The 25,641-nt window shown below is 50.2% G+C and carries 17 protein-coding genes; 3 read left to right on the forward strand and 14 right to left on the reverse strand.

The window, feature by feature from the left end; all coding sequences use genetic code 11:
- Positions 1-41 precede the first annotated feature (41 nt).
- The 3 genes from HH215_RS07485 to HH215_RS07495 all read right to left on the reverse strand — a co-directional run bounded on the left by HH215_RS07485 (position 42) and on the right by HH215_RS07495 (position 4,074).
- Complete coding sequence (locus tag HH215_RS07485; protein WP_169279325.1) at positions 42-599, reverse strand: 5' nucleotidase, NT5C type; 558 nt, start codon at positions 597-599, stop codon at positions 42-44.
- A gap of 177 nt (positions 600-776) precedes the next feature.
- On the reverse strand, positions 777-3,056 hold the full coding sequence (gene metE, locus HH215_RS07490) for a 5-methyltetrahydropteroyltriglutamate--homocysteine S-methyltransferase (protein ID WP_169279326.1): 2,280 nt from the start codon (positions 3,054-3,056) through the stop codon (positions 777-779).
- Between the two features lie 109 nt (positions 3,057-3,165).
- Complete coding sequence (locus tag HH215_RS07495) at positions 3,166-4,074, reverse strand: LysR family transcriptional regulator (RefSeq protein ID WP_169279327.1); 909 nt, start codon at positions 4,072-4,074, stop codon at positions 3,166-3,168.
- A gap of 155 nt (positions 4,075-4,229) precedes the next feature.
- Here HH215_RS07495 and HH215_RS07500 point away from each other — a divergent pair, with 155 nt between their 5' ends.
- Positions 4,230-5,117 (forward strand): ABC transporter permease subunit, encoded by an 888-nt coding sequence (locus HH215_RS07500; protein ID WP_169279328.1) that lies wholly within the window; start codon positions 4,230-4,232, stop codon positions 5,115-5,117.
- On the forward strand, positions 5,114-6,034 hold the full coding sequence (locus HH215_RS07505; RefSeq protein ID WP_169279329.1) for an ABC transporter permease: 921 nt from the start codon (positions 5,114-5,116) through the stop codon (positions 6,032-6,034). Before HH215_RS07500 ends, HH215_RS07505 begins: the two co-directional genes overlap by 4 nt.
- Before the next feature lie 46 nt (positions 6,035-6,080).
- Here HH215_RS07505 and HH215_RS07510 read toward each other — a convergent pair whose 3' ends face one another.
- The 9 genes from HH215_RS07510 to murA form a co-directional block, all read right to left on the reverse strand.
- The gene (locus HH215_RS07510; protein ID WP_375140515.1) at positions 6,081-7,373 is read right to left on the reverse strand and encodes an MFS transporter; all 1,293 of its coding nucleotides are present in this window, start codon (positions 7,371-7,373) and stop codon (positions 6,081-6,083) included.
- 524 nt (positions 7,374-7,897) lie between these two features.
- Positions 7,898-8,785, reverse strand: a complete 888-nt coding sequence (locus HH215_RS07515; RefSeq protein ID WP_169279330.1) for an AraC family transcriptional regulator — start codon at positions 8,783-8,785, stop codon at positions 7,898-7,900.
- 89 nt (positions 8,786-8,874) lie between these two features.
- Positions 8,875-9,330, reverse strand: coding sequence for a GNAT family N-acetyltransferase (locus tag HH215_RS07520; protein WP_169279331.1), 456 nt, complete (start codon positions 9,328-9,330; stop codon positions 8,875-8,877).
- A gap of 120 nt (positions 9,331-9,450) precedes the next feature.
- Positions 9,451-13,341, reverse strand: a complete 3,891-nt coding sequence (locus HH215_RS07525; protein ID WP_169279332.1) for a discoidin domain-containing protein — start codon at positions 13,339-13,341, stop codon at positions 9,451-9,453.
- Positions 13,342-13,521: 180 nt separating this feature from the next.
- Positions 13,522-17,226, reverse strand: coding sequence for a phospholipid carrier-dependent glycosyltransferase (locus HH215_RS07530; protein ID WP_169279333.1), 3,705 nt, complete (start codon positions 17,224-17,226; stop codon positions 13,522-13,524).
- A 253-nt stretch (positions 17,227-17,479) separates the two neighbouring features.
- Positions 17,480-17,812, reverse strand: a complete 333-nt coding sequence (locus HH215_RS07535; RefSeq protein WP_169279334.1) for an NIPSNAP family protein — start codon at positions 17,810-17,812, stop codon at positions 17,480-17,482.
- 138 nt (positions 17,813-17,950) lie between these two features.
- Positions 17,951-18,604: a P-loop NTPase family protein gene (locus tag HH215_RS07540; protein ID WP_169279335.1), complete on the reverse strand. Its 654-nt coding sequence runs from the start codon at positions 18,602-18,604 to the stop codon at positions 17,951-17,953.
- A gap of 136 nt (positions 18,605-18,740) precedes the next feature.
- Positions 18,741-19,382, reverse strand: coding sequence for a hypothetical protein (locus tag HH215_RS07545; RefSeq protein WP_169279336.1), 642 nt, complete (start codon positions 19,380-19,382; stop codon positions 18,741-18,743).
- A gap of 225 nt (positions 19,383-19,607) precedes the next feature.
- Entirely contained in the window at positions 19,608-20,900 is a 1,293-nt protein-coding gene (murA, locus tag HH215_RS07550) for a UDP-N-acetylglucosamine 1-carboxyvinyltransferase (protein ID WP_169279337.1), read from the reverse strand.
- A 566-nt stretch (positions 20,901-21,466) separates the two neighbouring features.
- Here murA and HH215_RS07555 point away from each other — a divergent pair.
- A complete protein-coding gene (locus HH215_RS07555; RefSeq protein ID WP_169279338.1) occupies positions 21,467-22,165 on the forward strand; it encodes an FHA domain-containing protein in 699 nt (232 codons plus the stop codon).
- Here HH215_RS07555 and HH215_RS07560 read toward each other — a convergent pair.
- Positions 22,131-24,251, reverse strand: a complete 2,121-nt coding sequence (locus tag HH215_RS07560) for a penicillin-binding transpeptidase domain-containing protein (RefSeq protein WP_169279339.1) — start codon at positions 24,249-24,251, stop codon at positions 22,131-22,133. The genes HH215_RS07555 and HH215_RS07560 overlap by 35 nt on opposite strands.
- Before the next feature lie 240 nt (positions 24,252-24,491).
- Positions 24,492-25,631, reverse strand: a complete 1,140-nt coding sequence (locus HH215_RS07565; protein WP_169279340.1) for a toxic anion resistance protein — start codon at positions 25,629-25,631, stop codon at positions 24,492-24,494.
- Positions 25,632-25,641 lie beyond the last annotated feature (10 nt).

A 25,641-nucleotide genomic window follows, 5' to 3' on the forward strand; every position in this document is an offset into this window, starting at 1 on the left:
TAATTAAACTTTCCGTTCGACATCGAATATCCGAAATGCGTTCAATCGGCCAATATCTGATCTACTCTTTCTTTGGCGTTCTTCCACTCCGTCATCAACGGAAAATCGTACTGTTCCCGCGCGCGCAGATTCCATGGATGCGGAATGCAGAGTACTTTTCTCCCCGCTTCCAACGCCGGGACTAGATTATGGGCGCCGTCGTCGATGAGGAGATCGTAAGCGATCAGGCTTTTTCGTTTGCACGCGATGAAGTTTTCCAGAGGAATAAACGGCATATGCTTTTGGAGCCAGTTCCATTTCTCCAACACCGATGACGGTTGCGCGGCCGTAACGATAACGACGTCGTAAGCCCCGTGAAGCTTCTCCATCTCCTCGACGACGTGTTCGTCGAACAGATCAAGTTCCTCATACAGTCCCGGGCGTCCAAAAAAGATTTCATGCGAACTATCCGGATGACGCAAATGATCCGTGTTCCAGTCGAACATTTCTTCATAGCGAAGCGGGTGAGTCGGGAAGTCGATGTTGTTGTGGTAGATAGCGCGCTTGACGAGATGGCATATCGTATCGTCCATATCGACCGCGATGATGGATTTCCGCATGATTGACCTCCCTTTAACGTATGTAATGCTTAGATAACCTTATTATATCTCGTGACGTTGAGTTATCCAAAACGCCATCCATTTCTAGTGGATATGACGCAAAAAAAGACGCGGGTTATCGCCAAATCGCTTGGCAGAAACCCGCGTCTTACTTGGAACTATATCATCTTCGCTTTCTTACGCGTGCTTCGAACGCGCGATCCGCGTCGCTTCGACCATGTTGCGCAAGGAAGCGACCGTTTCTTCGGTTCCTCTCGTTTTCAAGCCGCAATCCGGGTTGATCCAGAATAGCTTCGGATCGAGAACTTGCAGGGCGCGATCGATCATGCCCGTCATCTCTTCGACTTCCGGAACCCGAGGACTGTGAATGTCGTATACGCCGAGGCCGATGCCCAACTTGTACGTATTCAGCTCGAAGCTATGGATCAATTCCCCATGGCTACGGGAAGTCTCGATCGAGATGACGTCCGCGTCCATCTCTTCGATCGAATCGATCATATCGTGGAATTCGCAATAACACATATGCGTGTGAATCTGCGTCGTCTCTTCAACCGTACAAGTCGTCATGCGGAAAGCTTTGACGGCCCAAGCCAAGTACTCGGCTTGATCTTGCGCTTTCAATGGCAATCCTTCGCGAACGGCAGGTTCATCCACTTGAATCATCCCGATGCCCGCGCTTTCCAGCGCCTCTACTTCTTGTCTGAGCGCATAAGCCAATTGGTAGGCGATTTGCTCGCGCGGAATGTCGTCGCGGACGAACGACCAGTTCATGATCGTAATCGGGCCAGTCAGCATGCCTTTAACCGGGTGCTTCGTCTTGGACTGGGCATATTTCGTTTCTTCGACGGTCATTGCATTTTCGAACGCCACGTCTCCGTAAATAATTGGCGGTTTTACGCAACGGGAACCGTACGATTGAACCCAACCGTTTTGCGTGAACGCGAATCCGGCCAGTTTCTCTCCAAAAAATTCGACCATATCCGTTCTCTCGAATTCCCCGTGCACGAGAACGTCCAACCCGATCTCTTCTTGCAGCTTAATCCAGAGGTCAATCTGCTCGCGAATGAATCCTTCGTACTTCTCTTGATTCCACTCGCCTTTGCGCCACAGCTGACGGGCTTTGCGAACTTCCGCGGATTGCGGAAAGCTGCCGATGGTCGTCGTCGGGAACAACGGCAATTGCCATTTTTCCTGTTGCGCGATTTGACGTTCGGAGAACGGACGGCTGCGCAATGGTTGCTGCGCGCTAATGGCAGCTACGGCGTTCTTCACTGCCGTACGGTTGCGCTCATCCGATTGCTTAAGCGCTTGAACCGCGTTTTCGCTGTTTGTGAGCTCTTCGCTGATCGCGGATTCGCCGGAAGTAAAGGCTTTGGCCAACAACACGAGCTCATCCAGCTTCTCGTCCGCGAATGCTAGAGCGTTCTTCAACTCGGGAGCGAGCTTCGTTTCGTATTGCGTCGAGACCGGTACGTGAAGCAAGCTGCACGACGATTGCACGACGATCCGATCAGCGCCGACATATTCGGTTAACGTTTCCAGCAGAGACAGCTTTTCACGGAGCGAAGCCTTCCAAATACCGCGGCCGTCGATGACTCCAGCTCCTAGAACTTTGCCGGACGGGAAGCCGAATTGTTTGATCGCCTCGAGGTTGCCCGACAATCCGTGAACGAAATCGAGTCCGATACCTTGAACGGGCAGCGCAATGAGATCGCGATAGCTTTCAGCCGATTCGAAATAAGTTTGCAGCATGACATTCAACTGAGGCACCGCTGCAGCGATCGTGCCGTAAATCGTGTTCAGACGACGCAAATCGTCTTCGTTGATCGAGGTGACAAGGATCGGCTCGTCGATCTGAACCCATTGTACGCCTTCATCCGCCAGCTCCCGAAGGATCTGAACGTAGAGCGGAAGCAAGCGATCTACCCATGCATCCGTTTCCGATGCTTTATATCCTTTGGACAGCTTCAAGAACGTTAAAGGTCCCAAGATGACCGGCTTGCCTTCGATTCCAAGCTCCGATTTGGCTTCCCGGTAAGCCGCGAGAGGTTTATTTTCCGTCAAAGTCGGTTTTGCCCCGTCTAATTCAGGCACGATGTAGTGGTAGTTCGTGTTAAACCACTTGGTCATCTCGCTTGCCGTTGCTTCCTTCGTTCCTCTGGCCATGCCATAGTACACGGACAAAGGCACGGCGCCGCCTTCGTAAGGGAAACGATTCGGTACGATTCCGAACATCGCGGCCGTATCCAACACGTGATCGTAATAACTGAAGTCGTTAACCGGAATGATGTCTATGCCTTTCAAAAGTTGCTTGCGCAAATGATTCAAGCGAATCGCCTTCAGTTGGCTTTGAAATTCCGTTTCTTCCAGCTTTCCTGCCCAGAACGCTTCCAGAGCCTTTTTCCACTCTCGCTCCGCGCCAATGCGCGGATAACCCAATACGCTGCTTTTCGCCATCTCGTAACACTCCTAAATGAATTGTTACAAGAAAGATATCATGTTTCATCGGATATAGCGTAACTGGATTAAACTATAGCTAGACATAGCCTCAGGCTATACCGGACACTTAAAGGGCTGTAACCGTCGCCTCGATCAGCGCTTCGATGTAGGCTGTTCCGAGCTTGGATAGTGTCGTGTTCCTATGGGAAATCCAACCGACGTTAATCGTTTCCCCGCAATCCAACGGAACGGGAATGATCTCGTTACCATTCAAATCCGCGCTAAGCACCCCAGTCGATATCGTATATCCGTTCAAGCCGATCAATAGGTTGAATAACGTCGCTCTGTCGGTGACCCTAACGCTTTTCTTATGCGACAACGTACTGAGAATTTCTTCGGAGAAATGAAAGGAATTATAGTCGCCTTGATCAAAAAACAAATAGGGATAGTTCTGAAGCTGATCTATCGTCACGATAGATTGTCTCGCCAACGGATTGTTAATGCTGATGAAAATATGCGGATTTGCCGTAAATAAGCTGTTGAATTGTAAATTCGCGGATTTAAGCAGCTTGTTGATGACTTTGCCGTTGAACTCGTTCAAATATAATATCCCGATCTCGCTTCGCAAGGTTTTGACATCTTCGATAATCTCGTAAGTTTTGGTCTCTCGTAAGGATAACTCGTATTCTTCCTGACCATGCTCGCGAACGAGACTCACGAACGCATTTACCGCGAAAGCGTAATGCTGTGTCGATACCGAGAAATGCTGCGGAGAAGGCTTGGCATTCAAATACCGGCTCTCCAGCAACTCCGCCTGCTCGACGACCTGTCGCGCATAACTTAAGAACTCGACGCCTTCTTTGGAAAGCGAAATCCCTTTGTTCGATCTCTCGAAAATCTCTAATTTCATTTCTTCCTCTAAATCCTTGATCGCATTCGAAAGGCTTGGCTGAGATATAAATAACCGCTTGGCAGCTTCGTTAATCGAACCCTGATTGGCGACTTCGATAACGTACTTTAATTGTTGCAGAGTCAATGAAATACTCCCCTTCCGATATTTCCGATAAACGTCGTTATTGGCAAGTATATCAGATCGATGGTTACGGATGATTTCGAAATTTCATATCGCCATATTATTCGTGTAAAAGTTATACTAGATGTAACAAATATTGGAGAAAGGAAGCTGACCGAATGGCAAGGGTTGTCAAATCAGCAATGACCGTACCGCTCGCATTCGTATTTATTTTCTTCATGGCCGTTCTTCCTCATTTGCTTCAACTTAACGAGAGCGGCAGTTCCCTTCGTTTGGACTGGTCGCAGAGCTTTACCGCAGTAAAGGACTATTTTATAGGGATCGGGACGGGCGAGTCTTTTCGCTTCTTGGCTGGTCGATCCGAGCTTGTCTTCTGGGAGCAAATCGGAGGTTATTTCAAAGTCTCGTTACTCAATATTGCCGGAGGCGCGTTGATCGGAACGACGATCGGCATCCTGATCGGTATTTATTTTGCGTTATCCGGCGCCGACTGGTTGAAGCGAACCGTTGAATTTATCGGTGTTGTGCCCGATTTTATCATGATTCTACTGCTTCAGTTTCTTATCGTTTTCGTCGCTTCGGAAACCGGAGTCGTCCTTTTCCAGGTCGCCAGCGTAACCGCCGACGATCCCGCGATTATTCTGCCTCTGATCTCTTCTCTCATCATTCCCGCTAACTATATGATTCGGAACGTGGCTTTACAGATGAAGCTTACGCTGACGGAAGATTATATTAGCTTTGCCAAATCCCGCGGGTTAGGCAAATGGTATATCGTTTTTTATCACGCCTTGCCGAACGTATTGCCGTTTATCAAGGCCGATTTACATAAGTTGTTAGGCATTTTGATGGGAAATATTTTTATCGTGGAATATTTGTACAACATGCACGGAGTAACGATGTTATTGTTCGCCGATGCCTTTGCCAACGAAGGTTACCAGTATGCCCTTGTCGTAAACGGGCTGCTCACTTTATTAGTCCTGTACGCTGTTGTGTTCGCGCTTCTTAAGACATACCTATGGGGATGGGAGAAGGTGTTGGTCCGATGAACAAAACTTTACTGGCCGGACTGCTCATAACGGCGATCATGATTGCGGTAGCCTTGTTCGGAGGGTATTTCGCCCCCCATGATCTGAAAGACCAAGTAAAAATCGAGTACATCGTCAACGATCAGGGGAAAGGAGAAGTCATCGCTCCGCCGGTTCGACCGGGCTCGAATTACCCGTTCGGAACCGATAAGAACGGTTACGATCTGATGGCCAAACTCATGGACGGCGCGAAATATACGATCTTTCTTTCCGTAGGAATTGCGTTCATGCGAGTATTCATAGGCGGTATGCTGGGCATGTTGCTTGGCTATTTCAGGACGAATCCGGCGGGTCGCCTTCGCGCTCCCTCTTCCTGGAACTTCCTAAACGGGATCCCGATATTTTTGATTTTCTGGTTGATGTTGATCGGGATATCCATAAATCCAAGCCTTTCGCCGCTCGCAATCTCAATCCTAATGGGGGCGGTGCTTACTGTTGTCGGCCTTCCCTCCGTCGTATCCTCGATCAAGGATAAAACGTCGGTCATTCGCGACAGAGCTTTCGTCGTAGCTTCCCAATCCATCGGGGCGGGACATTGGAAAATCATTCGATCCCACCTGTTCCCGCACCTGAAAGAAAGTTTTTTAATCATGACCGTGCAAGAAGTCATACTCGTTTTAACTTTATTCGGTCAATTGGCGATCTTTAATCTCTTCGTTGGCGGAACGACCATGAACTTCGATCCTGCCGAGTATTTCAGCCGTACCAACGAATGGGGCGGATTAATCGGGCAAGCGAGAAATAGCATGTATTTATATTCGTGGATCCTGTTCATCCCTCTTGCCTCTTATATGTTGCTGATCACGGGATTTCACTTGGTTTCCAACGGGCTCGAAGCGCTGTATAAGAAACGATACGCCAAGTTCTCTCATTTTTAGAATGAAATTGATTAGAACGGAGTTGCTTCTTGCACGATGGTCGTCACTAGTTCTGTTTGCCGCGAGACCAAATGATAACCGGAATTAACATTAAAGAAAGGGCGCCTCCGATAAGCGACAGGGTTGCGAAGCTGGAGCCTGCGACGACCATTCCGGACAACATCCCGCCGGAAGCCCCTGCCAAGGCGACTAGAACATCGATATTCCCTTGCACTTTCGCGCGCGTTTCCAAGGTAGTTGCATCTACGATCTGCGCCGTACCGCTAATTAAACCGAAGTTCCAGCCGAGTCCGAGCAGCGCGAGAGCGACGATGAGAAGAAACATTGAATTTGCCGGTGCCAGCGCGGCTAACAAACCGGCGGATAACAACGTAATCCCCGAGGCGCAAGCCATTACGGTACGGCCGAACTTATCCACGAGGACTCCGGTCACGAGGGACGGGAGAAACATCGCGGCGATGTGAATACCGATGACAAGTCCTACATCTCCTAATCCATGGCCATGGTTCTTCATGTGAATCGGCGTCATCGTCATGATGGCGACCATTACGATCTGAGTTAACACCATTACGGTCGTCCCGACGATGATTCCCCGGTTATTCACGGCCGAAATCTTGCCAATCGCGGTTGTTGCATTCTTCCGGTCGACTTTGTTGGCTTCGGCAATAGCCTTAGCTACGATTAAAGGATCGGGACGCAGGAAGACAAGAAGAGCAACGCCCGCAAGCAGGAAAGCCACGGCTGCCAATAAGAACGGACCGGCCAAGGCCGGAACATCGATGGACGTAGCGAATCTCCCCATGGCATCGACTAGGTTTGGACCTGCGACAGCTCCGAACGTCGTCGATACCATCGCAAGACTGACCGCTCGAGCTCGTTGCGTGGGTTTCGCCAAATCCGTACCCGCGTAACGAGCTTGCAAGTTCGAAGACGTGCCCGCTCCGTAAATAAGCAAGGATACAAAGAGAAGCGCGAGCTGATCTGCAACCGCGGCAAGCACGATACCGATCGCGCCTATACCGCCGGCTATAAAACCCGATGCAAGTCCGGTACGTCGACCGAACCGCTGCGAAAGTCGGCCGACAAGCAGTGCCGACAAAGCGGAGCCGAACGTAATTAACGCTGCCGGCACCCCTGCGAAGCTGCTGGCTCCCATCATATCTTGAGCTAGCAGCGCTCCGACGGTTACCCCGGCTGCCAGTCCCGCTCCCCCGAAGATTTGCGAAATAACGATAACAATCAGCGTCCGTTTATACAACTTTTGCTGTTTATCCGGTGAATCGATATACCCTTGATAGGGGTTTGATTGAACTTCTATTTCCGCTGCATTCAACGATATCCCTCCAATTTTCCCTTTTCCGACTCCTCCTCTATAATTGAAAGTAACATTCTTATCCGTAAACTGTCCATCCCCGCGACATTCAGTTCATGAGTGTAATTGGCTTACTTTCGCCGCACTCGTCGTACTTCCGTCCAACAAGGTACTTTTTTGGCCTCGTTTCGTTGAACTCTACTGTAAGCCGCTGTGAGCGGTCTATTTGGTCGAAAACCGCGGAGCTGTGGGCTGTAGACCGCTGTGAGCGGTCTATTTGGTTGAAAACTGCGGAACTGTTGGCTGTAATCCTCTGTGAGCGGTCTATAAAAATCGCATTCTCTAACCATCATCGGCGGAATTTCATGGAACGACCTGCCGTTAATCGTATTGACGAACAAAGATTGACCGAGTCTTAGCTCGTAGCTGCGATCCGGTTCGATCTTGTGCAGTCGGTCGTCAGGTAAGGGCTTGTTGCAATCGAGGAGCGATCACTAAAGGAGCCGCCCAATCGATCGGGCGGCTGCTTCTAGCATATTAACGGGAGCGGATTATTCGAATTCCGTATTTCCTTTCGTTACCGGAATCCAGATTTCGCTTCGATAATTCGGCGAGGTCGTATCGGGATGCTCGTTCCACAACAATTCCGGCCCTTCCGATAGTTGATAATTCGAAGACGGGAACCATTCGGAATAGATGCGGCCCCATACATCCTGAAGGGTATCGGGAAAGGGACCAACCGCTTCGAAAACCGCCCAAGTCGTAGCAGGAACCTCAAGAAGAGCCAGATGCGCCGGGCATTCCATCGTCGTAGCCACGCCGATATAATGATCAAGCTCTCCCTGTTCCTCCATTCTGCCTTCGGAAAAATTCGTCGATGCGCTGACGATTCCGAGCGGCTCGACATTAGACAGTCGTTTAAGAATTTGGATCGTTTCGGCATCCAAGCTCTTAGCCATCTCCGCGATCTCCGGGTTCACCCCGTTGAATACGACAGGTACTCTTTTCATCATCCCGGCAATGCGGAACGCCTCTTTCTCTACGATGCGATAATTCATTTCAATTCCTCCTCTAATGGATAATTGAAAGGACATGCGCGGGAAGGATTTAAGAGATCGGCCGGTTCTCCTCGCATCCGAAGGCGTGACGCCATGCATGCTCTGGAACGCTCTCGCAAAAGAATCCGGCGAATCGTAACCGTACTTAACGGCGACGTCAATGATCTTAGCGTTGCTGTTATTCAACTCGAATGCGGCAAGCGTAAGCCTCCTGCGGCGAATATATTCGGACAAGGTTACGCCCGCGAGAAAAGAAAACATTCTCTTGAAATGGTATTCCGAACATAAAGACCTTCTCGAAACTTCCTTATAGTCGATTTCATTCGCGAGATTATCTTCGATATAGCTTATGGCTCCGTTCATCTTCTCCAGCAAATTCAATTCCTCCCCCTCCTTTCACCATTAGAGTAGCAGGATTGGAAAACTCGAACCCGACATTCCGTGCACCGTTATGAGGGGTATTGATCGCCTCATAGCTTCAAAGACATAAATACGCTGTAGGGGTCTTCCTTATAATCCGCGAACGGCCCGCATTCTTGAAAACCGGCGTTCGCATATAGTTTTCTCGCGGCTTCGAAAGCTTCCCCGGAACCCGTTTCCAAGCTTAACAGACGATATCCGCGTTGTTTGGCTTCATTAATGATGTGTTCGAGAAGAGTCTTAGCTACGCCTTTGCGCATATGCACGGAAGCTGTCCTCATCGATTTTAACTCTCCGTGTCTGCCCTCAAGCTCTTTAAGCGCTCCGCAGCCCAGTAGCTCGTCCTGTTCCCATACGCTCCAGAAAGTAATATCCGGTTTTCTAAGCCCATCGAGATTTAAGGCATGTACGCTTTCCGGAGGCGTATTGTCCGCCATCCCCCGCAGATGTTCCCCGATTAACCGAACGATTTTGGCACCGGTTAGATCATCGATTCTAATCTCCATCTCTTAATCTCCTCATTGGAAAATTGTTAAAATTATAACATAGCTTTCGCGAGGATTGGCGAAAAAAATCGCGAAAAGAGGAGCTCCGAAGAGCTCCCCCCATTCATTTAGCTTGAGTTCTTAATGAATGATCAGTCCGAAACCGCTCTGAATGAAATACAGATTCGGATGAGCGATATTGCTGGTCGTCAGATTATTGAAAGTAGCGCTACCGTTGCCCGTGTAAGTGTAGATTGCCGCACCCGGGTGAGGCGTCGTGAACCGCGAAGTGGTAATCCCGTCTAAGCCGGTACCGTTAATATTGATAGTGTTGAACACGATATTCTCGAATCCGCCGCCGTACCCGAACTGGATAGCGCTGCGCTGAGTGTTCAGGATATCGATGTTCGTAAAAGTGACGTTCTTAATGGAATCGTTGGAAGCTTCCAGATCGATCGCGCCGCGTTCGCCGTTGTACAGATCTTTACTTGTTCCGCTGTTGATGATAGTCGTGTCCGAGAACAGAATACCGGTATTGTTCTGGAAGTGGTAACCTGGGAACACGGTATTCATTCGGATTGCGGAACCGCCTACGGTGTCTTTGATCAAATTGTTAGTAGCCTTGTGACCGCCGCCTCCGAAAAACGCGATGCCTCCCGCGCGCCAGTTGTTCTCGATCGTGTTAAAGGAGAACGTATTATTCACTCCCGCGGGCGCCCCGTTAACGTTACTCGTCCATACGGCAAGTCCGTCATCGCCGTTATTGCGAATGCTGCTGTTGCGTACGGTCGAGTTGCTTGTTCCTTGCGCGAAATTAACGCCGTCGGCTAAGTTGTTCCGGATCCGACTGTTCTCGATCACCAGTCCGCTCGCAATGATTGCCGGCGTATGCGCGTAGTCTCCGACCCAGAACCCGCATTCGAAGTGCTCTACCCAGACGTTGTGCACTTTGGAATTGGTTCCGAAGTTATCCATGAAAGCTTTGTATATGGCTCCCTCGTGATAACGAGATCGCAAGTTCGAATTCATATAGATGTGGCTAAAATCAAGCTGTCCCTGGATGCGGAAAGAGATACCGCCTCCCGACACATTGGGGTTGGTGAACTGGATGTTCGTGTGCCAGATTCCGGCGCCCATGATCGTGAAGTTGTTGAGCTTATTAGCGACGGTACCGATCTTCCACATGCTGCTAAGATGAAAAGTTCCTTCAGGGATATACAAGGATTTGCCGCTCGCGACCGCCGCCGTTACCGCGGCTTCGAAGGCCGCAAGATCATCCTGACCGTCGTTCGCGACGGCTCCGTGATCGGTTACGGAAACGGAGTTGGCCGGACGCGCGATGGCTGTCGGAACCGGCTCGATCTCCAGGAAGTCGACGCCGTATTCAATGCTGTCGTTGGCTTTTTGAATGCGAATCGTGTCTCCGGGTTGTAGAGGCGTATCCAGTTTCCAATGAACTTCATCGAATCGGAACAGCGGCCGTCCACCGGAAGGCGTATCGGCAGGTTGATCGCTCGAGAAATACTGCCAGTTGTAGTAGGACGTCAAAGGCACGGTTTTGACCTTGGCTCCGTTCACGTAAACGTCAAGCGATCCGTTTAGTCCCATGCCGTTCGACGAATCCGGCATCGTAAATCTCATCGTAACGCCCGCGCCGCCTTGCCCTTGCTTAACGGTCCATTGCAAGTAGGAGCCGTTCGAAGGAAGCGAGATATAGCGTTGATCGGAAGCTTCGGAAGCGATCAGCGATTGATCGAACGTCGGCGCCGTCTGAAGCGTCGCTCCTCCGCCGCGGGTAGCGTCGTCGGTATCGTATCGGCTATACGGCATGCTCGCTCCTCGAGCGGAATAGACGACAAGATTCGTTGTACTCGTATTATTCGCTTGCTTAATCGCTAATTCGTTAGCGTCTACCGCTGCGGTAGTCGTAACCGTATAGCTGCCGTTAATCGCCGTCCACGTCCCCGGAATGTTAACGATCGCGGATGCTCCCGTGGCTAAAGTGCCGTTATAGGATCCGCTAAAGCTTTGGATCGTTGCCCCGGCGGCATTTTTAAGCACGACTGTAATTCCGTGGGCTCCGGCTGCGGAAGCAATCGTTCCTTGGTTTTTCAGATTGACGGCAAAGGAAACCGAATTGTTGGCGACCGGAGTGGTCGGAGTCCAAGATACGGCGGCTACGAGATCGGAGCTTGAAACGGGAACAACGGTAAGCGAAGTCGGTTGCGTATAATTGTTGTTCGATTCGTTCTGCTCGATGATCGCGTTGTTCTCGTCTACCTTGGCGCTGACCGAGTAGGTAGCGGAGGATTTCGTACCCGCGTTTACCGATACCGTGGTTGTAGCGCCAGCCGCAAGTCCCGCTACCGGAGCGGTGCCCGCCAACTCGTTGTTCAGATAGAAATTCACGTTCGTCGCCGCGGAGCTGGCGGTTCCGTTGTTCTTAACCGTAGCGTTCAAAGTAATGGCGCTGGTCTCGACCGGAGACGTCGGCGACCAAGATATGCCGGTGATCGTCAGATCCGGATTCGCCGAAGGCGTTCCGAACGCTTGGAACTCGGCGATCTGTCCGGCCGGTGCGCCGGTGTTGGACGTAATGTTAAGCTGTAGACGTTTCACCGTCGCCGTTACCGGAATCGTTACCGAATTGCCGGAGGCCGGATTAAACGTATACGATTGCGCGGATACGAGATTGCTAAAGGTCGTCGTGTTCTGATTGTGGCCGAGCACTTGAATCGTTTGCGTGCGCGTGCCCCATATCGAAGCCGGATTCAGCTTAAGCACGATAGACGTAATGTCATGGTTCGCCGCGAGATCAAGCGTTAACGTGCTTGGATTGCCGCCGCCTTCCCAATAGGTGTTGGTGTCGTTGTCGTTAGCGTTGGATGCCACGAAAGTTTGCGTGTTGGAGGATGCGGTGATCGATTTGCCGATCGCGATGTTGCTGCCGGGAGGCGGTGTCGGTGTTGGTGTTGGTGTCGGTGTTGGTGTTGGTGTCGGTGTTGGTGTTGGTGTCGGTGTTGGTGTTGGTGTTGGTGTCGGTGTTGGCGTAGGAGTTGGAGTCGGTGTTGGAGTCGGTGTTGTTGTCGTATCTACCGTGATTTGGTCAAGGTTAACGTTGCCGGAATCGCCCGCATCGTATTTGTAGGCAATCGTGTTGTTCCCCCCATTGAGGGTAAGAACTTCTTGTTTGCTCCCCCACGTATCCCAGTTCGCCAGACTAGGCAGAGAGGTTTGAAGGATTTTCGAACCGTTGACGTAGACGCTTACCGTCTTCGCGCTTCCGCTTGCGTTGGCGTACTTAAGCGTAACGTTGCGACTGCCAGCAGTCGGCACGGTAACGGTGAACGTCGTCGCCGCCCCTTGCGTCCAATATCCGTCAACAAAACCGGTTCCGGAGTAGCCGCTATGATCCGTATTCACTTTCGCCCCTCCCGACAATGCGGCAGCTTCGGCTTGGTAAGTGCCCGACGGCGGAGGCGTTGGCGTCGGACTTGGCGTCGGCGTTGGCCCGCTCGTACCGTATATTTCGAATTCCGACAGCTGAGCTGCCTGCCAGCCCGTATTCCCGGTAACGTTCAGCCGAACGTATCGGGTACTCGTAGCCGCAAAGTCGATCGTGACCGAGTTGCCTGCGACCGTAGGATTGAACGCATAACCCGCGGACCCTACGATGTTCGAGAATGTCGTTCCGTTCTCGCTCCCCTGCACGGCCAGCGTTTGCGTACGCGCTTCCCAACCTGCGGGAATTTTCAGAACGATCTGATCAATGCTCGTATTCGCCCCAAGATCAACTTGAATCCATTGAGGGAATGCATTGTTCGTGCTCTCCCAATAGGTGCTTGCGTTGCCGTCTTTCGCGTTATCCGGTCCGTAGACGTCGGCGTACCCGCTCGCCGTTACGGTTTTGCCCAGTGTCAGATTCGTCCCGCCAGCCGCGGAAACAACATCTGGAGATCCGACAGACAGAAAAAAGCCCGAGATTAGCATGGTAACGATAAGAGACCATGCGACGTACTTGCCTGTGCGCATTATTTTCCTCCTCGATTAAATGTGCAAACCTCCGAAAGTCCACAAATGTTAGCGCTTTCAAGTCCTCCTTTCTTGTAACAACCTCATTATAGAAACAGAGTGGATCAAGACATAAGAGGTAATCCTACGGAAAAGATATGCGATTCCAAGGTATTGCGCGTCCTGAAGCCCGATTGTTCATTATCCATGAAAAATCCAACCGTCAAACCACTTCAGAACGCCGTCCGCGTAAGAAACATAGATTTCCGTCCCCGATAGAATCGGGTAATACAACAGGAACAACAGCACGACAGCTCCGGCATAGAGATGCGTCCATTTCCGATTTTCGGGCTTGCCTTCTTCTATTTTCCGAATCCAATACACGATACATAAGACGATAAACGGTACGCAAGCGAAAAAATGATAAATGAAGGTCAGTCTAGGGACGAGTACCCACGGCAAATAAGCAGCACCGATCCCGACTAATACGACCGCCATGCTGGAATCTTGCTTTTTCCATGCCGCTCGTAAGGTCGCGATAACAGCGATCGTCCCCACCCACCATACCGCCGGATTTCCCATCGCAACAATGCTAGCCATCTTACTTGCCGGCAATTCCGAACCTCCGTAATACCAGATCGGTTTGCGAATGAGCGGCCATTCCCACCATGTCGACGAGAACGGATGCGTAGCGACCAGCTTGCTATGGTAAGAGTACATAAATTGCTGATACGACAAGACGTCCTTCCATCCGTGACCAGGACCCGGAACGAGCAGGAAAGGAATGTACGATGCCAGGTAGATCATCAACGGAACGACAACGAAGAACAAACCGGCATAAAGGATCGTCCATAGCGCATGATTCGCAAAAGGCAATTGCCTGTTTTCCCGGTACTCCTTATACCGGTTCCACAGCGAAAGAAAGAACAAGATCGCCAAACCCGCTCCCGCGTAAAGTCCGATCCATTTGGTCGCCGTGGCCAGTCCGAAAGCTAATCCGCTGATCGCAAGCGGTGGGATCGTCTTCAGCAGCTTATCTCGATGAAAGTTCATTTCATAATAGCGATGCATACGTTCGTAAGCCAACAAAATAAAAAACACGGCGAACGTATCGACGGTAGCCAGACGGCTTTGCGTAAATAGCATGAAGTCGAAAGCGACCAATATAGATGCCAGCGCCGCATAACGGGTTTCTCTGAACAAACGTTTACCGAACGCATATAGAAGAGGCACGATAGCAATCCCGAAGAGAACGCCCGCGATCCGCCAACCGAACGGATTCATCCCCAGCAAGGCCACTCCGGAAGAGATGAGAACCTTCCCGAGGGGCGGATGGGTCGTCTCGTAAGGTTCCATGCGATGTATATTCTCATAGGCGGTTCTGGCGTGATAGATCTCGTCGAAATACATGCTGTTCTTGAAAGAGCTTAGTTTCGGAACCGAACCTTGTTCATCGAATGCCGGTGAAGTCGAAGTCGAGTCGGAAAAAGGAACGAGTTGCTTCTCGGTTCCTCGAAACCCTATCTCCCCTAACGAAGCTCCGGGATTAACCGCCGCTATTTTCACGAAACGCGCCGTAAAACTCGCTTGGACTTTTTTCCATTGAAATACGGAGCCGTCGTTAAGATCAACGGTCGTCACCGGAGTCCATCCGATTCCGTCTTCCGATTGCTCCACTTGGAAGCTCCCGTTTCCGATGCCTCCGTACCATAAGATCGATTTCACCTGCTCGGCGGCTCCGAAATCCGCAATCGCGCTTTCCCCCTGCGTCCCTGCTTTCCAGAAACTCTGCGGAGCGACGGTCGAACCGAGTTGGAACAAAGCGATGGCCGCGTACACGAATGTAATGCCTACCATTGCGAAATAATCCTTACGCGTCATCGTAACGTTTGAAGGCGGCGCTGCAGCTGCGACAGGCTTAGGCTTGATTGATTGTATCGGTTTGCTGCTCGGCTTCTTGATGAATAGCTCATAGCCGATCCATGCGGCATATCCGGCAAGAAATACGTTGCCAAGGGAGACGAGGTTCATGAATCCGTTGCCGTTCGGAATGAAATAATTTTGGCTCAGACCGTATTTCAGGACGTAAGCCACGTTAGCGAAGTTCGTAAGCGTAACGCCAAGGAATAATCCGAACACGCGAACGTCCCGTATCCATATCCAGCTCATTAGCGCTAACGGTATGGTCATATATCCGTATCTTTCGTGCAGTCCCGTCTTGAACGCGAATACGAGTACGGCGATTAGGAATGCCGCGTAAATGATTTTGCCGTCTTTGCGGCTTCTAAGCATAAGAACTCCTACCAGACCAACGATCGCCAAGATAAAGAGTATATCCCAGCCCGCGAAAGGAATCCCCCACCATTTTCGACTCGTTTCCACGCCGTTAGCACCCAGTAGCGCATACCCGTTAAACGCGTTGAAGGTAGCATAGGGGTACATGCCGAACATCGCTTGATAGTGCTTGAAGATCCACCAAGGCCCCTGCTGAAGCGCGAAGGGTAACGTCACGACGATAAAAGCGACTAGAGCGTAAACGACTGCTTTGGCCGTCTCTTTCCAAGAACGGATCGAGAAGAGCAGCAACGGAGCGAACATGAAAGATTGAGGCTTGATCAGCACGGCGATCATGAACAGAGCCGAAGCCGTCGGAAGCCGCTTGATATGAAGGGAGTAAACCATGATTACGATGAACAAAGCAAATACCGAATCCATCTGACCCCAAACGACGGAGTCCAAAAACACGAGCGGATTTAAAACGTAGAGCAGCGCCGCCAGAAGAGCCGATCTTGCGTCCGCATGGCGCAACGCCAGTCTATAAATGAACAAACCCGCTAAGAGATCGGCAACGATTGCCGGAAACTTAATCAGGATTATGGAGGTAGACGATGCCGGATCCAAGCCAAGCCACGACTTGATCATGCCGAGCGCGTATAACACGTAAATATAACCCGGAGGATAATCCGCGAATACTTCCCCGTTATAGAAGCCCCCTAATCCTTCATGGTAAGCTCTATCCGCCCAAGCCATAAAATCGAAAATGTCTATCGGGTGGCCTTGAATAATAGGAGCGCATACAATCCTAAGCAGCAACGCGCCCCCGAACAGAAGAACGATGATCGACACTCGATGTTTGTCCAGTGCCGGCATGCGATCGGATAAATTAGCCTTCGGGTTGCGGAACCTTGAAATCAAATAGAAGCCTAATGCCGCATACGCTAAACCATAAAAAACCATCCAGCCCGAATATCCGGCATGCGAAGAAGCGAGTTCGGATGGACCGGGAACCGTGCCCCCGTCCCCTTGCGCGACGACCGGATCGAACGATACGACGCTAACCCCTGAAGGCGCCTCGTCCAGCCGTTCCATGCGAAAGTCGTCGAAATCGGCCTTCCCCGAATTCAGGCTGCCGTAACCTCCGATCCGAACCGCTACCGTTAATTGGAGCTGCTCTGCGCCCGTCCGTCCGATCAGTTCGAGAAGTTCCCAGCTTCCGGAAGCCGATTTCTTATCCGGCGATGTCGTTCCGATGCCCAGCACGGATAAATTGGCCCCGGTCGCTCCTTCATTATCTATTCGGGCAACCCGAACCCAACCCGATAGCTTGTACAACGTATCGGGTTCTACGGAAACCGTCTGCGTCCACTTGGCGTCGTTCGGCTGCAAGCTTTCAATCGTCGCAAACCGGGAGCCCGTGCGAGCGTCACCTTCCGCGACCTTCATCTGACTATAATCATCGCCTACGTAATAGGCATCCCTGATCCAACTCGCCGGCTCGCCGACGTTAACTTCTTCGAAGCCTCCGTTCAGAACGAGATTCCTCTCGGCATCTTCCCCATATACAGTCATGGAGGGGATCATAGAAGCCAATAACAACAGTACAAACAGAGCGCTTCGCCTAAACACGATTTCCCTCCTCGTCGATTCGTGATTCCATTAATTACATGATTCAACAATTCCGGTTCATTTCCTTCAAAAAATTATTAATCGTCTCCATCTGATGTACAAAAAAACAAGGCGGCTCCTAAGATTCTCCTAAGATCCGCCTTGTTACGCCATTTGTTTTCACACCATTGTAACGGTCAGAATGACCGTCTCATGAGTTGAAAGCCGAACACATGCTGCTATCTTTAATGATTTCAAGGTGCGTTGCCGAAGTTTACAAGGTCGAAATGATCTCTGAATCATTCACATGAAATATGCATTCTTTATATACTCTCTCTCTACCGCCTTGACTATCATACCAAGCATTGACCCTTTTCGCTTGTTCAGGGTTTCGAACATTTCGTTCGATTTCTTCATATCGTTCTTTACTATCATATTCCCATATTGCAAAAATCTCAGTTGTTGTCTCCGAATGCGGAGCCATCCATCTCCCGACTAATCTAGAACCATGTTTCAATTGATTCGGTAAGTTGTTTTCCATGAAATGCCTGTTAAACACTTCCACGAAATCATTGCTGACTACATAATACTTCCTTCTAAAAAACATATATGACCTCCAGAAATAAGGGACGAGTGCCCGAGTTAATCCTGTTTAATCCATACTTCAGGAAATTCTCCGTCTAATAACTGTGGTCCAGATACAATAATTTTGTCCGCGTCGATTGTGATTTGTATAGGAAATGATTCAACCGCATATTGATTTATCGCTCTCGGCAAAAGCCTGCAATTGGGCCATATCCCTTGAATTCCAGATATATATATATAGCTCGCCATCATCGCTTTTTATTTTACATGTCGTTGTTCCGCTTCTATAAATTCCAATATAGGAATCAATGTCTTCTAAATTCGCTACTGTCGCAGCTTTCGTGATTCCCAAAAAGTCAGAAACATCTTTCAAATATTCATCCCAATCCCCATTTGCAGTATCAACTGCGATTTTCCTAAATCCGATATTTTCAACGATCCCATCTGTAAACTGACGGTAATCTTTCCAAAATGAAACCATACCTTCAAACCCTGTTAGATTCCTCTTCCTCCCATAGATTGATTCGCAAGCATTATGTATAAACCGTTCCGATGTGCCATTGCCTCTTTTATCACAAATATTTTTAAGAGATTGATACACGTCATTCTGATAAAAATAAATCAAGGATGGTTTGCAAGGGCTGAGGATATTTTCGATGGCGTATAAGTAAACTTCAATTTCTTCAATCGGCACATCCATTGGGAATAGAGACCAAGTTAAATATCCAAAGAAAGTACTGTCTATTAGAACAACGCAATCCTTCTCTTGCACGGAATCGGAAAAGGATTGCCATTGCTTTAAAGCTCTATCCACTAGCTTTGAATACATCCCACGATTAAGATCATTGAGAGTATCAAGCATAGTTCATCTCAGGATCGTCCATTTCTGGAACTACACGTCCTCGGTGCGGGAAGTCATAAAGTATTTGTGCGTCCAAATGATTGTTTGTTCAGCCATTTATCCATCCTCGCTTTGACTTCGTCATGGGATAGTAAATTGGCTTCGTCGATATCTCAATACATTCCCTTACTGTTCTTTCAAGAATATCAACAACTTCATCGAAATCAAGAATCTCCAATTCCTGATCTTTCGCTTCATCTTTCATTGCAAAATCTAATTCTAATTCCTTTATCAACTCCGGGAGGAATCTGTAGTCAATTTCGTCAATCTCGATAAATTTAACTTCCAACTGTTTGATCTCTAAAGAGTAATAATCGATGAGTTTACCGTTCAATCTCCAGAAATCCCTATAATACTTTAATTGCGCTTCCTTCTTGTCGGGTTGAGGCAACGCCCTTATTTTCTGATTATATACTCTTTCCACCCAAATAACGTCAGACACCAAATGATAAAAGTAACCTAAGTAAAATGGATCCATCATATTACTTAAATATTTTTCATGAAATCCATACAAATCGACGAACAATTTCCCTTCACTATCGGTTCTTGCAAAATGGGATATTTTCTTAGTTGTATTCATATTTTTATGCACATCCGGTGCAATGCCGCCTAATAGAAACTGTTCGTCATCAATTCGTAATTCTTTAGCAAGTAGCGTTGATATGCAATAGTGCATTACTCTCGATCCCATAGTCTGCTCCTTTACATAGAACTCGGTGCATTCACCATACTGCCGTCCCACAAGGCACAATTTTGGCCTACTTTCGGCGAGCGCGCTATAGTTGTCTATCTATCCCTGCTAAGAATACTTGCTACGAGAATTTAGGCCGGATTTCCGGCTATCTCCCTCACGTTAAGGGCTTACCCAGAGAAGATAGGTCGAAAATCCGTCTATCTTCCCCTCCTCGCACGCGCACTAGCCCCTTATCGCCGAAATTCCGTTCCAGCCGGCATTGTCCTCCAACATTTCGATGTTCGCACCGATCGATTGGAACGATGCGACGATGTTCTCGTAACCTCGCTCGATATGGCCTACGCCCGTGATGGAAGTAACCCCTTCGGCGGCCAATCCGGCGATGAGCAGGCAAATGCCCGCCCGAACATCGGTGGCATGGACGAGCGTTCCCCTCAACGGCCTGCCGCCTTTAATAAGGGCGACGCCGGAACGAACGTTAATATCCGCCCCCATCCGGTTCAATTGGGCAACGTGCTGGTACCGCTTCGGATAGATCCGGTCGGCGACGATGCTTCTGCCGGATGCTTGCGTTAACAGCGCGGTCAGCGGTTGCTGCAGATCGGTCGGAAAACCGGGATACATAGCGGTTCTTACCCGTGTTGCCCTAAGTCTACCGTATCGATAAGCGGTGATGGAATTGTCGGTCGTTTCGATGCCGAGGCCGATCTCGGTTAGTTTGGAGAGGCTTACGCCAAGATGCTCCGGGATGACGTCGTTAATCGTAATTGAACCTCCCGTTGCCCCCGCCGCGATCAAGAAGGAACCCGCGATCAGCCGATCCGGTATCGCCGTATAGTCGCAGCCGCGCAAAAAGGGTACGCCTTCGATCGCGATCGTGTCGGTGCCGGCTCCTCTGATTTTCGCTCCCATGCAGACGAGCATATTGGCGGTATCGACGACTTCCGGATCTCTGGCTGCTTGGCGCAATACCGTTTTCCCTTTCGCCCGGACGGCGGCAAGCATTGCGTTAATGGTCGCTCCAGAAGATATCGTATCGTAGTAAATATCCGCGCCATGAAGGCTCGAAGTTTCTACGTCGTAATAATCGCTATGGAAAGTAAACCTCGCGCCCATGGCTTCGAGCGCTTTAATATGCTGATCGATGGGACGGCTCACGAAGTCGTCGCCGCCGGGATATCCTAGGCTGACGTTACCGTATTTGGCGAGCAATGCGCCGACGAAATAATACGCCGTGCGGAAGCTCGAAGCTTTAACCGGATCGATCTCCGTGGAATGAATGCCGCGCGAGTCAATCAGCACGTCGTTATCCGCGTCGCGGCGGAAGTCGATGCCGATCTCTTCACCGATGCGGAAGAACACGTCCAAATCGGATATTCGCGGCATTCCGCGCAATATGACGGGCTCGTCCGCGAGACAGGCCGCCGCCAACAAAGCAAGCGAGCTGTTCTTGGAGCCCGGAATCGCGATCGAGCCTCTGAGCGGGTAGGATGATTGAACTACGATTCGTTTCATGAAATCGTCTCCTCGTCGAGTGAGTGCGCTAACCGATTGCCAATTACTGAATCTATTGCCGCAGACAATCGCTTATGAAATGATAATATTTCCATTTTTGGATCTTGGCGACGAATCACTCGATTATTTCGAGTAACTCTGGCACTCTTGGCTACGTGGCGACGAATTACTCGATTATTTCGAGTAACTCCGACGCGTTTGGTTGCATGGTGACGAATTACTCGATTATTTCGAGTAACTCCGGCGCGTTTGGATGCGTGGCGACGAATTGCTCGATTATTTCGAGTAACTCTGGCGCGCTTGGCTGCGTGGCGACGAATTACTCGATTATTTCGAGTAACTCCGGCACTCTTGGCTGCGTGGCGACGAATTAGTCGATTATTTCGAGTAACTCCGGCGCGAGTGGCTGCGTGGCGACGAATTACTCGATTATTTCGAGTAACTCCAGCGCGTTTGAGCATTTGCCTTTTGCCGCTTGCAAATCCGGTAACCTTGGCCCATAATCATTCGTTATATGTAGAAGAAGCCTTCTTCTCTCAAAATTGTTTACGGAAAGAGGTTAATCTATGAGTCTCAATTCCTGTCTCGTGGTCGTACGAGGATTTCCATATGACGAAGGATCAACGCTTCAGATCCAACGTAACAGCGTTATTCTAGGAAGGAAAGACGCGGAATGGGAACCGGACATCGGATTCGAGAACGTCTACGTCTCCAGAAAACAGGCCTCCATCAGCTATGAGAACGGAAACTATACCGTCATGGACTTCGATAGTAAACACGGGACGGAAGTTAACGGAATAAAGCTAACTCCGTTCGTACCGTCCGCTCTCCGTTCGTCGGACGTCATCACCTTCGCCAAAGGGATGATCTGTCTGACCTTCTCCACGCGAATGTGGGAGGAGACGATGGACTTCTCGCCGGTGACCCATGCCTCCGCCGCCTCTGCCTCCGACGACTATCAATTGGATCCGGTTAGGCAGCTTCTCGTCCTGCAAGATCTAAACTATTCCTTCTCCGACAAGGAATACAAATGTCTGGAACTGCTCTTGCGCAAGGAGCGACAATTCGTCGGCAAGGAAGAGATCATTCGTTACGTGTGGCCGGAAAGATACGAAGAGGACGAGATTCCCGCCGCAAGCTCCGAGGAGATCAATTCTTTGCTCTACCGGATTCGCAAGAAGACGCATCCCGTCATCTCCATCGAAAATATTCGCGGCAAAGGCTATATTCTTACTCTTTCAAGGTTTGCTGAAAAATACGTTTAACCTTCGGCGTGACGTACTTACTTCCTCCGCGCCCTTTGACTTCCTCGATCATGACGGCGACCAGCAGCCGCGGATCGTCCGCGTTGAACCCTACGAACCAGCCATTCTCTTGACCGTCGTCGCCTTTGCTTGTTTTAAGCTCCGCAGTTCCCGTCTTGCCGGCGATAGAAGCGCCCTGAATATAGGCTCCGTGTCCGACGCCTTCGGGGCTGCTGACGGCTTTGACGAGATCGTCTTTCAAGATCGCGGCCGTATCCTGGGACATCGCTTGCTCCTTCCAGATAGACGGCAGATTCGCTTGATCGTCTATCGTCAACCTCGGATACGCGATATTCCCCTCGTTCACGATCGCCGAGAAAGCAAGCGCGACGTGAAGCGACGTCATCGTCACCTGCCCTTGCCCGTAACCGGAATCCGCGAGCTGAATGTCGCTTCGGATATCCCCGTTCGCCATCTGCGACTTACTAAGCGGATAAGCGATCGGAATCTCTTCGCCGATTCCGAACTTGGCCGCCTCTTCGACGAATTTCTTTTTCCCGACTTGTAACGCCGCTTGAGCGAAATAGATATTGTCCGAATAGACGAGCGCCTTCGTGAGATCGACCGGATCAACGGCGTGTACCCGCTTCACGTAATAGTTGCCCCAAGATCCGTCTTTGGCCCAAGTCAGACCGGCTATGGATTTCTCTTCGTTCGAATCCAAAGTTTTGGTGTCCATTCCGATCGCGGCGGTAACGATCTTGAAAGCGGAGCCCGGCGCATACCCTTTCGAGAAACGATTCAGGAAAGGATGGCGAGGGTCGTTATTCCACGTCTCGTATTGCCCGCTGGATAAGCCGCGCACGAAAGCGTTCGGATCATAGGACGGACTGCTGAGCAGAGCCAATATTTCTCCCGTGGTCGGCTGAACGGCCGCGACGGAAGACGCGTCTTCCTTGACTTCGTTATAGATCTTCTTTTGCAATTCCGAATCGATCGTTAATTGAAAAGAGGTACCCGGAACCGCCGCCGATTCGGCAAGCACGGACTTACGAACGCCCCTATCGTCCGTAATCGTGATCAAGATGCCGTCTTTCCCTCTCAGTCGATCTTCTAATACTTGCTCCAAGCCGGCTTTGCCGATGGAATCGCCAACCTCGTAACCCTGCGCCTTCCGTTTCTCCAATTGTTCCGCGTTAATCTCTCCGACATACCCGGTTAAATGGGCAGCGGCTTCTCCCAGCGGATAGACGCGTAGTTTCTTTTCCTGAATGACGACCCCGGGAAGATCCGGAAGGTCTCCGATTTCGTCTTCCGACACGAGAGCGATCGGCACGAAAAGATCCGGCTTGACCCACGTCGCGCCTAGCTTGCGGTTAATTTCATTTATGCCGATGCCGAGTTTATTCGCAATGGAAGCTTTAACGTCTTCCGCGGTTTCGCCCAGTTTGCCGGGAACAATGCCAAGTTGCAGCACGTTGCCGTTAACGGCAAGGCCGTTGCCGAATTTGTCCATGATCTCTCCTCGCGGCGCGTCGACGGTTTGAACCCGGACTTTATCCCCTTCTTCCATATCCGGGAATATCAGCGACGGTTCCCACTGCACCAACCACTTCTCTTCATCGCTCTCTAGCATCTTGCGGATCGTGCCTTGGTGCTGGAATTCCACCGGTCCGGCAATCGTATCCATTCGTACGTTATATTTGAATTTGCGTACCTTTTCTTCGGAATTGACTGCTCCTTGCGAACTTTGCGCGTTTTGCGAGTTTTGCGCGTCCTGCGATTCTCTCGGTTCACGAGGAATCTCGGTAATGACGATGTTCTTGGCTTCGATTCCGGCGTAAATTTTCTCGTAGCGCTCGGCAAATTGTTGTTCGGTCATTCCGTCCTTCGATTGCGGGGTCAGTAAGGCGTACATTCCCGCGAAATCCAACTGCTGCCATTCGGATAAGTAGCTTTCGCTCCTATCGGACGGAACGATAGACGGGATCGGCGTCGGGTTCTGGTTCGGTTTCGGCACGGCCGTCGATTCGTCGGCCGAGTTGCTGCATCCGAACAATACCAGAACGATTAAACCGCAGGCTAATGCTCCTTTACGCAACTTCATTATTCCGACCTCCTAGACTACGATAGAATACTCTTATTCCTATTCGCTTCGTAATCTCTATTGCCTGCCGATCGATCGCAAAATAGCTTAATCGGTCCTGCTCGATCCAAAGCTATCATAGACCGGAGTCCCGTTTCATTCAATAGATGGACAATCATAGCCGGATGATAGCTTCGTAACAGCAGAAGAAGCCCGCTTCGGCGGATTGCCGAAACAGACTTCCAATCAAGCAATCATGTTCTAAATCCCCAACTTATGCCCCTTTTCCAATCGCTGAATCTGCTTCTCTCCTTGGTCGGCTAACTCCCTGAACTGATTAATCGTATCCCGCATCTTAGGCAGAGCTTCCTGTTTGTAAGTGCTAATCGAATCCAATGCCGACAATACGTCGGTAAACGCCTGCTTCAGCGTATCCACGGAAATGCTCGTTTCTAGCGATTGCTTATGAATTTCGGTTCCCTGCTCCTTCAACATTCTGGACGTGCCCGCGATCAAGTCGTTCGTGGTTTGGTTTAGCAACTGGATTTTCTGCAGAACGATTTTCTGATTATAGAGAGCGCTAGCGACGGTAACGGATATCTTCAATGCCGAGATCGTTACGTTCTTCGCCCTGTCTACCCCGCGGATCAGTTCCTTATTGTTGCGGATGACCACTTCGATGGCCATGATCCCTTGCTGATTCACGACTAACATTTGCTGCAAATCCATCATGCGCTGGCGGAGGGGAAACAGAACTTCCTCGGTAATGAACCGAATCTTATCGGGATCTTCGTTACGCTGTTTGGCCTCCTCGATCTGCTGCTCGATCGATTCGTCCATCATGGCCCCGAGCTGTATTTCCTTCTGAAGCTTCTTGGTCAATTCCCGGAGCGTCTGTTGCTCGATCTCGAGCGTGGTGTTGTCATTCTTGAGCGTTGTTTTTCCCTTATCCAACGAAACGACGATATCCGCAATGACGCTGTCTGCTTTCTCATATTTGATAAAATAAGCACGCAGTGGATTGAACAGCTTACCCAGGAAACCTCTCTTGGCAAAGTCCACTAGGCTTGGGTCTAAATCCTTCAGTTGCGTATGCAACTCGGAAAGCCCCTTAGCTACTTGCCCGCCCTCGTCTCCCGTCTTGGAGAGATTACCGACCGAAATCTGCAGCAGCGAATTTTTGTCCGAAGACGATTTCATCGTTTGAAGGCCGAAAGCGTCGATCGATTGCAGAATTTCCTTCCGCTTCTCCATCGACTCGATATCCATGGCCATTATCGTCGCTACGTTTAAATCCGCCGTCTCTTTCAGTTTAGCGAGTTCCTCCGGCATAGGCTTTACCTCTTGTTCAATGACCGACTTAATCTCTTCCGGACTAGCGACTTCCATTGTGAACGACATGGCCATCCTC

The organism is Cohnella herbarum (assembly GCF_012849095.1).
GTDB lineage: Bacteria > Bacillota > Bacilli > Paenibacillales > Paenibacillaceae > Cohnella > Cohnella herbarum.

Excerpts from the sequence above, each read along its gene's own strand:
- HH215_RS07485 (WP_169279325.1), bottom strand. The coding sequence starts at position 599 with ATGCGGAAATCCATCATCGCGGTCGATATGGACGATACGATATGCCAT.
- metE (WP_169279326.1), bottom strand. The coding sequence starts at position 3,056 with ATGGCGAAAAGCAGCGTATTGGGTTATCCGCGCATTGGCGCGGAGCGA.
- HH215_RS07500 (WP_169279328.1), top strand. The coding sequence starts at position 4,230 with ATGGCAAGGGTTGTCAAATCAGCAATGACCGTACCGCTCGCATTCGTA.
- HH215_RS07505 (WP_169279329.1), top strand. The coding sequence starts at position 5,114 with ATGAACAAAACTTTACTGGCCGGACTGCTCATAACGGCGATCATGATT.
- HH215_RS07520 (WP_169279331.1), bottom strand. The coding sequence starts at position 9,330 with ATGGAGATTAGAATCGATGATCTAACCGGTGCCAAAATCGTTCGGTTA.
- HH215_RS07525 (WP_169279332.1), bottom strand. The coding sequence starts at position 13,341 with ATGCGCACAGGCAAGTACGTCGCATGGTCTCTTATCGTTACCATGCTA.
- HH215_RS07535 (WP_169279334.1), bottom strand. The coding sequence starts at position 17,812 with ATGTTTTTTAGAAGGAAGTATTATGTAGTCAGCAATGATTTCGTGGAA.
- HH215_RS07545 (WP_169279336.1), bottom strand. The coding sequence starts at position 19,382 with ATGGGATCGAGAGTAATGCACTATTGCATATCAACGCTACTTGCTAAA.
- murA (WP_169279337.1), bottom strand. The coding sequence starts at position 20,900 with ATGAAACGAATCGTAGTTCAATCATCCTACCCGCTCAGAGGCTCGATC.
- HH215_RS07555 (WP_169279338.1), top strand. The coding sequence starts at position 21,467 with ATGAGTCTCAATTCCTGTCTCGTGGTCGTACGAGGATTTCCATATGAC.
- HH215_RS07560 (WP_169279339.1), bottom strand. The coding sequence starts at position 24,251 with ATGAAGTTGCGTAAAGGAGCATTAGCCTGCGGTTTAATCGTTCTGGTA.
- HH215_RS07565 (WP_169279340.1), bottom strand. The coding sequence starts at position 25,631 with ATGTCGTTCACAATGGAAGTCGCTAGTCCGGAAGAGATTAAGTCGGTC.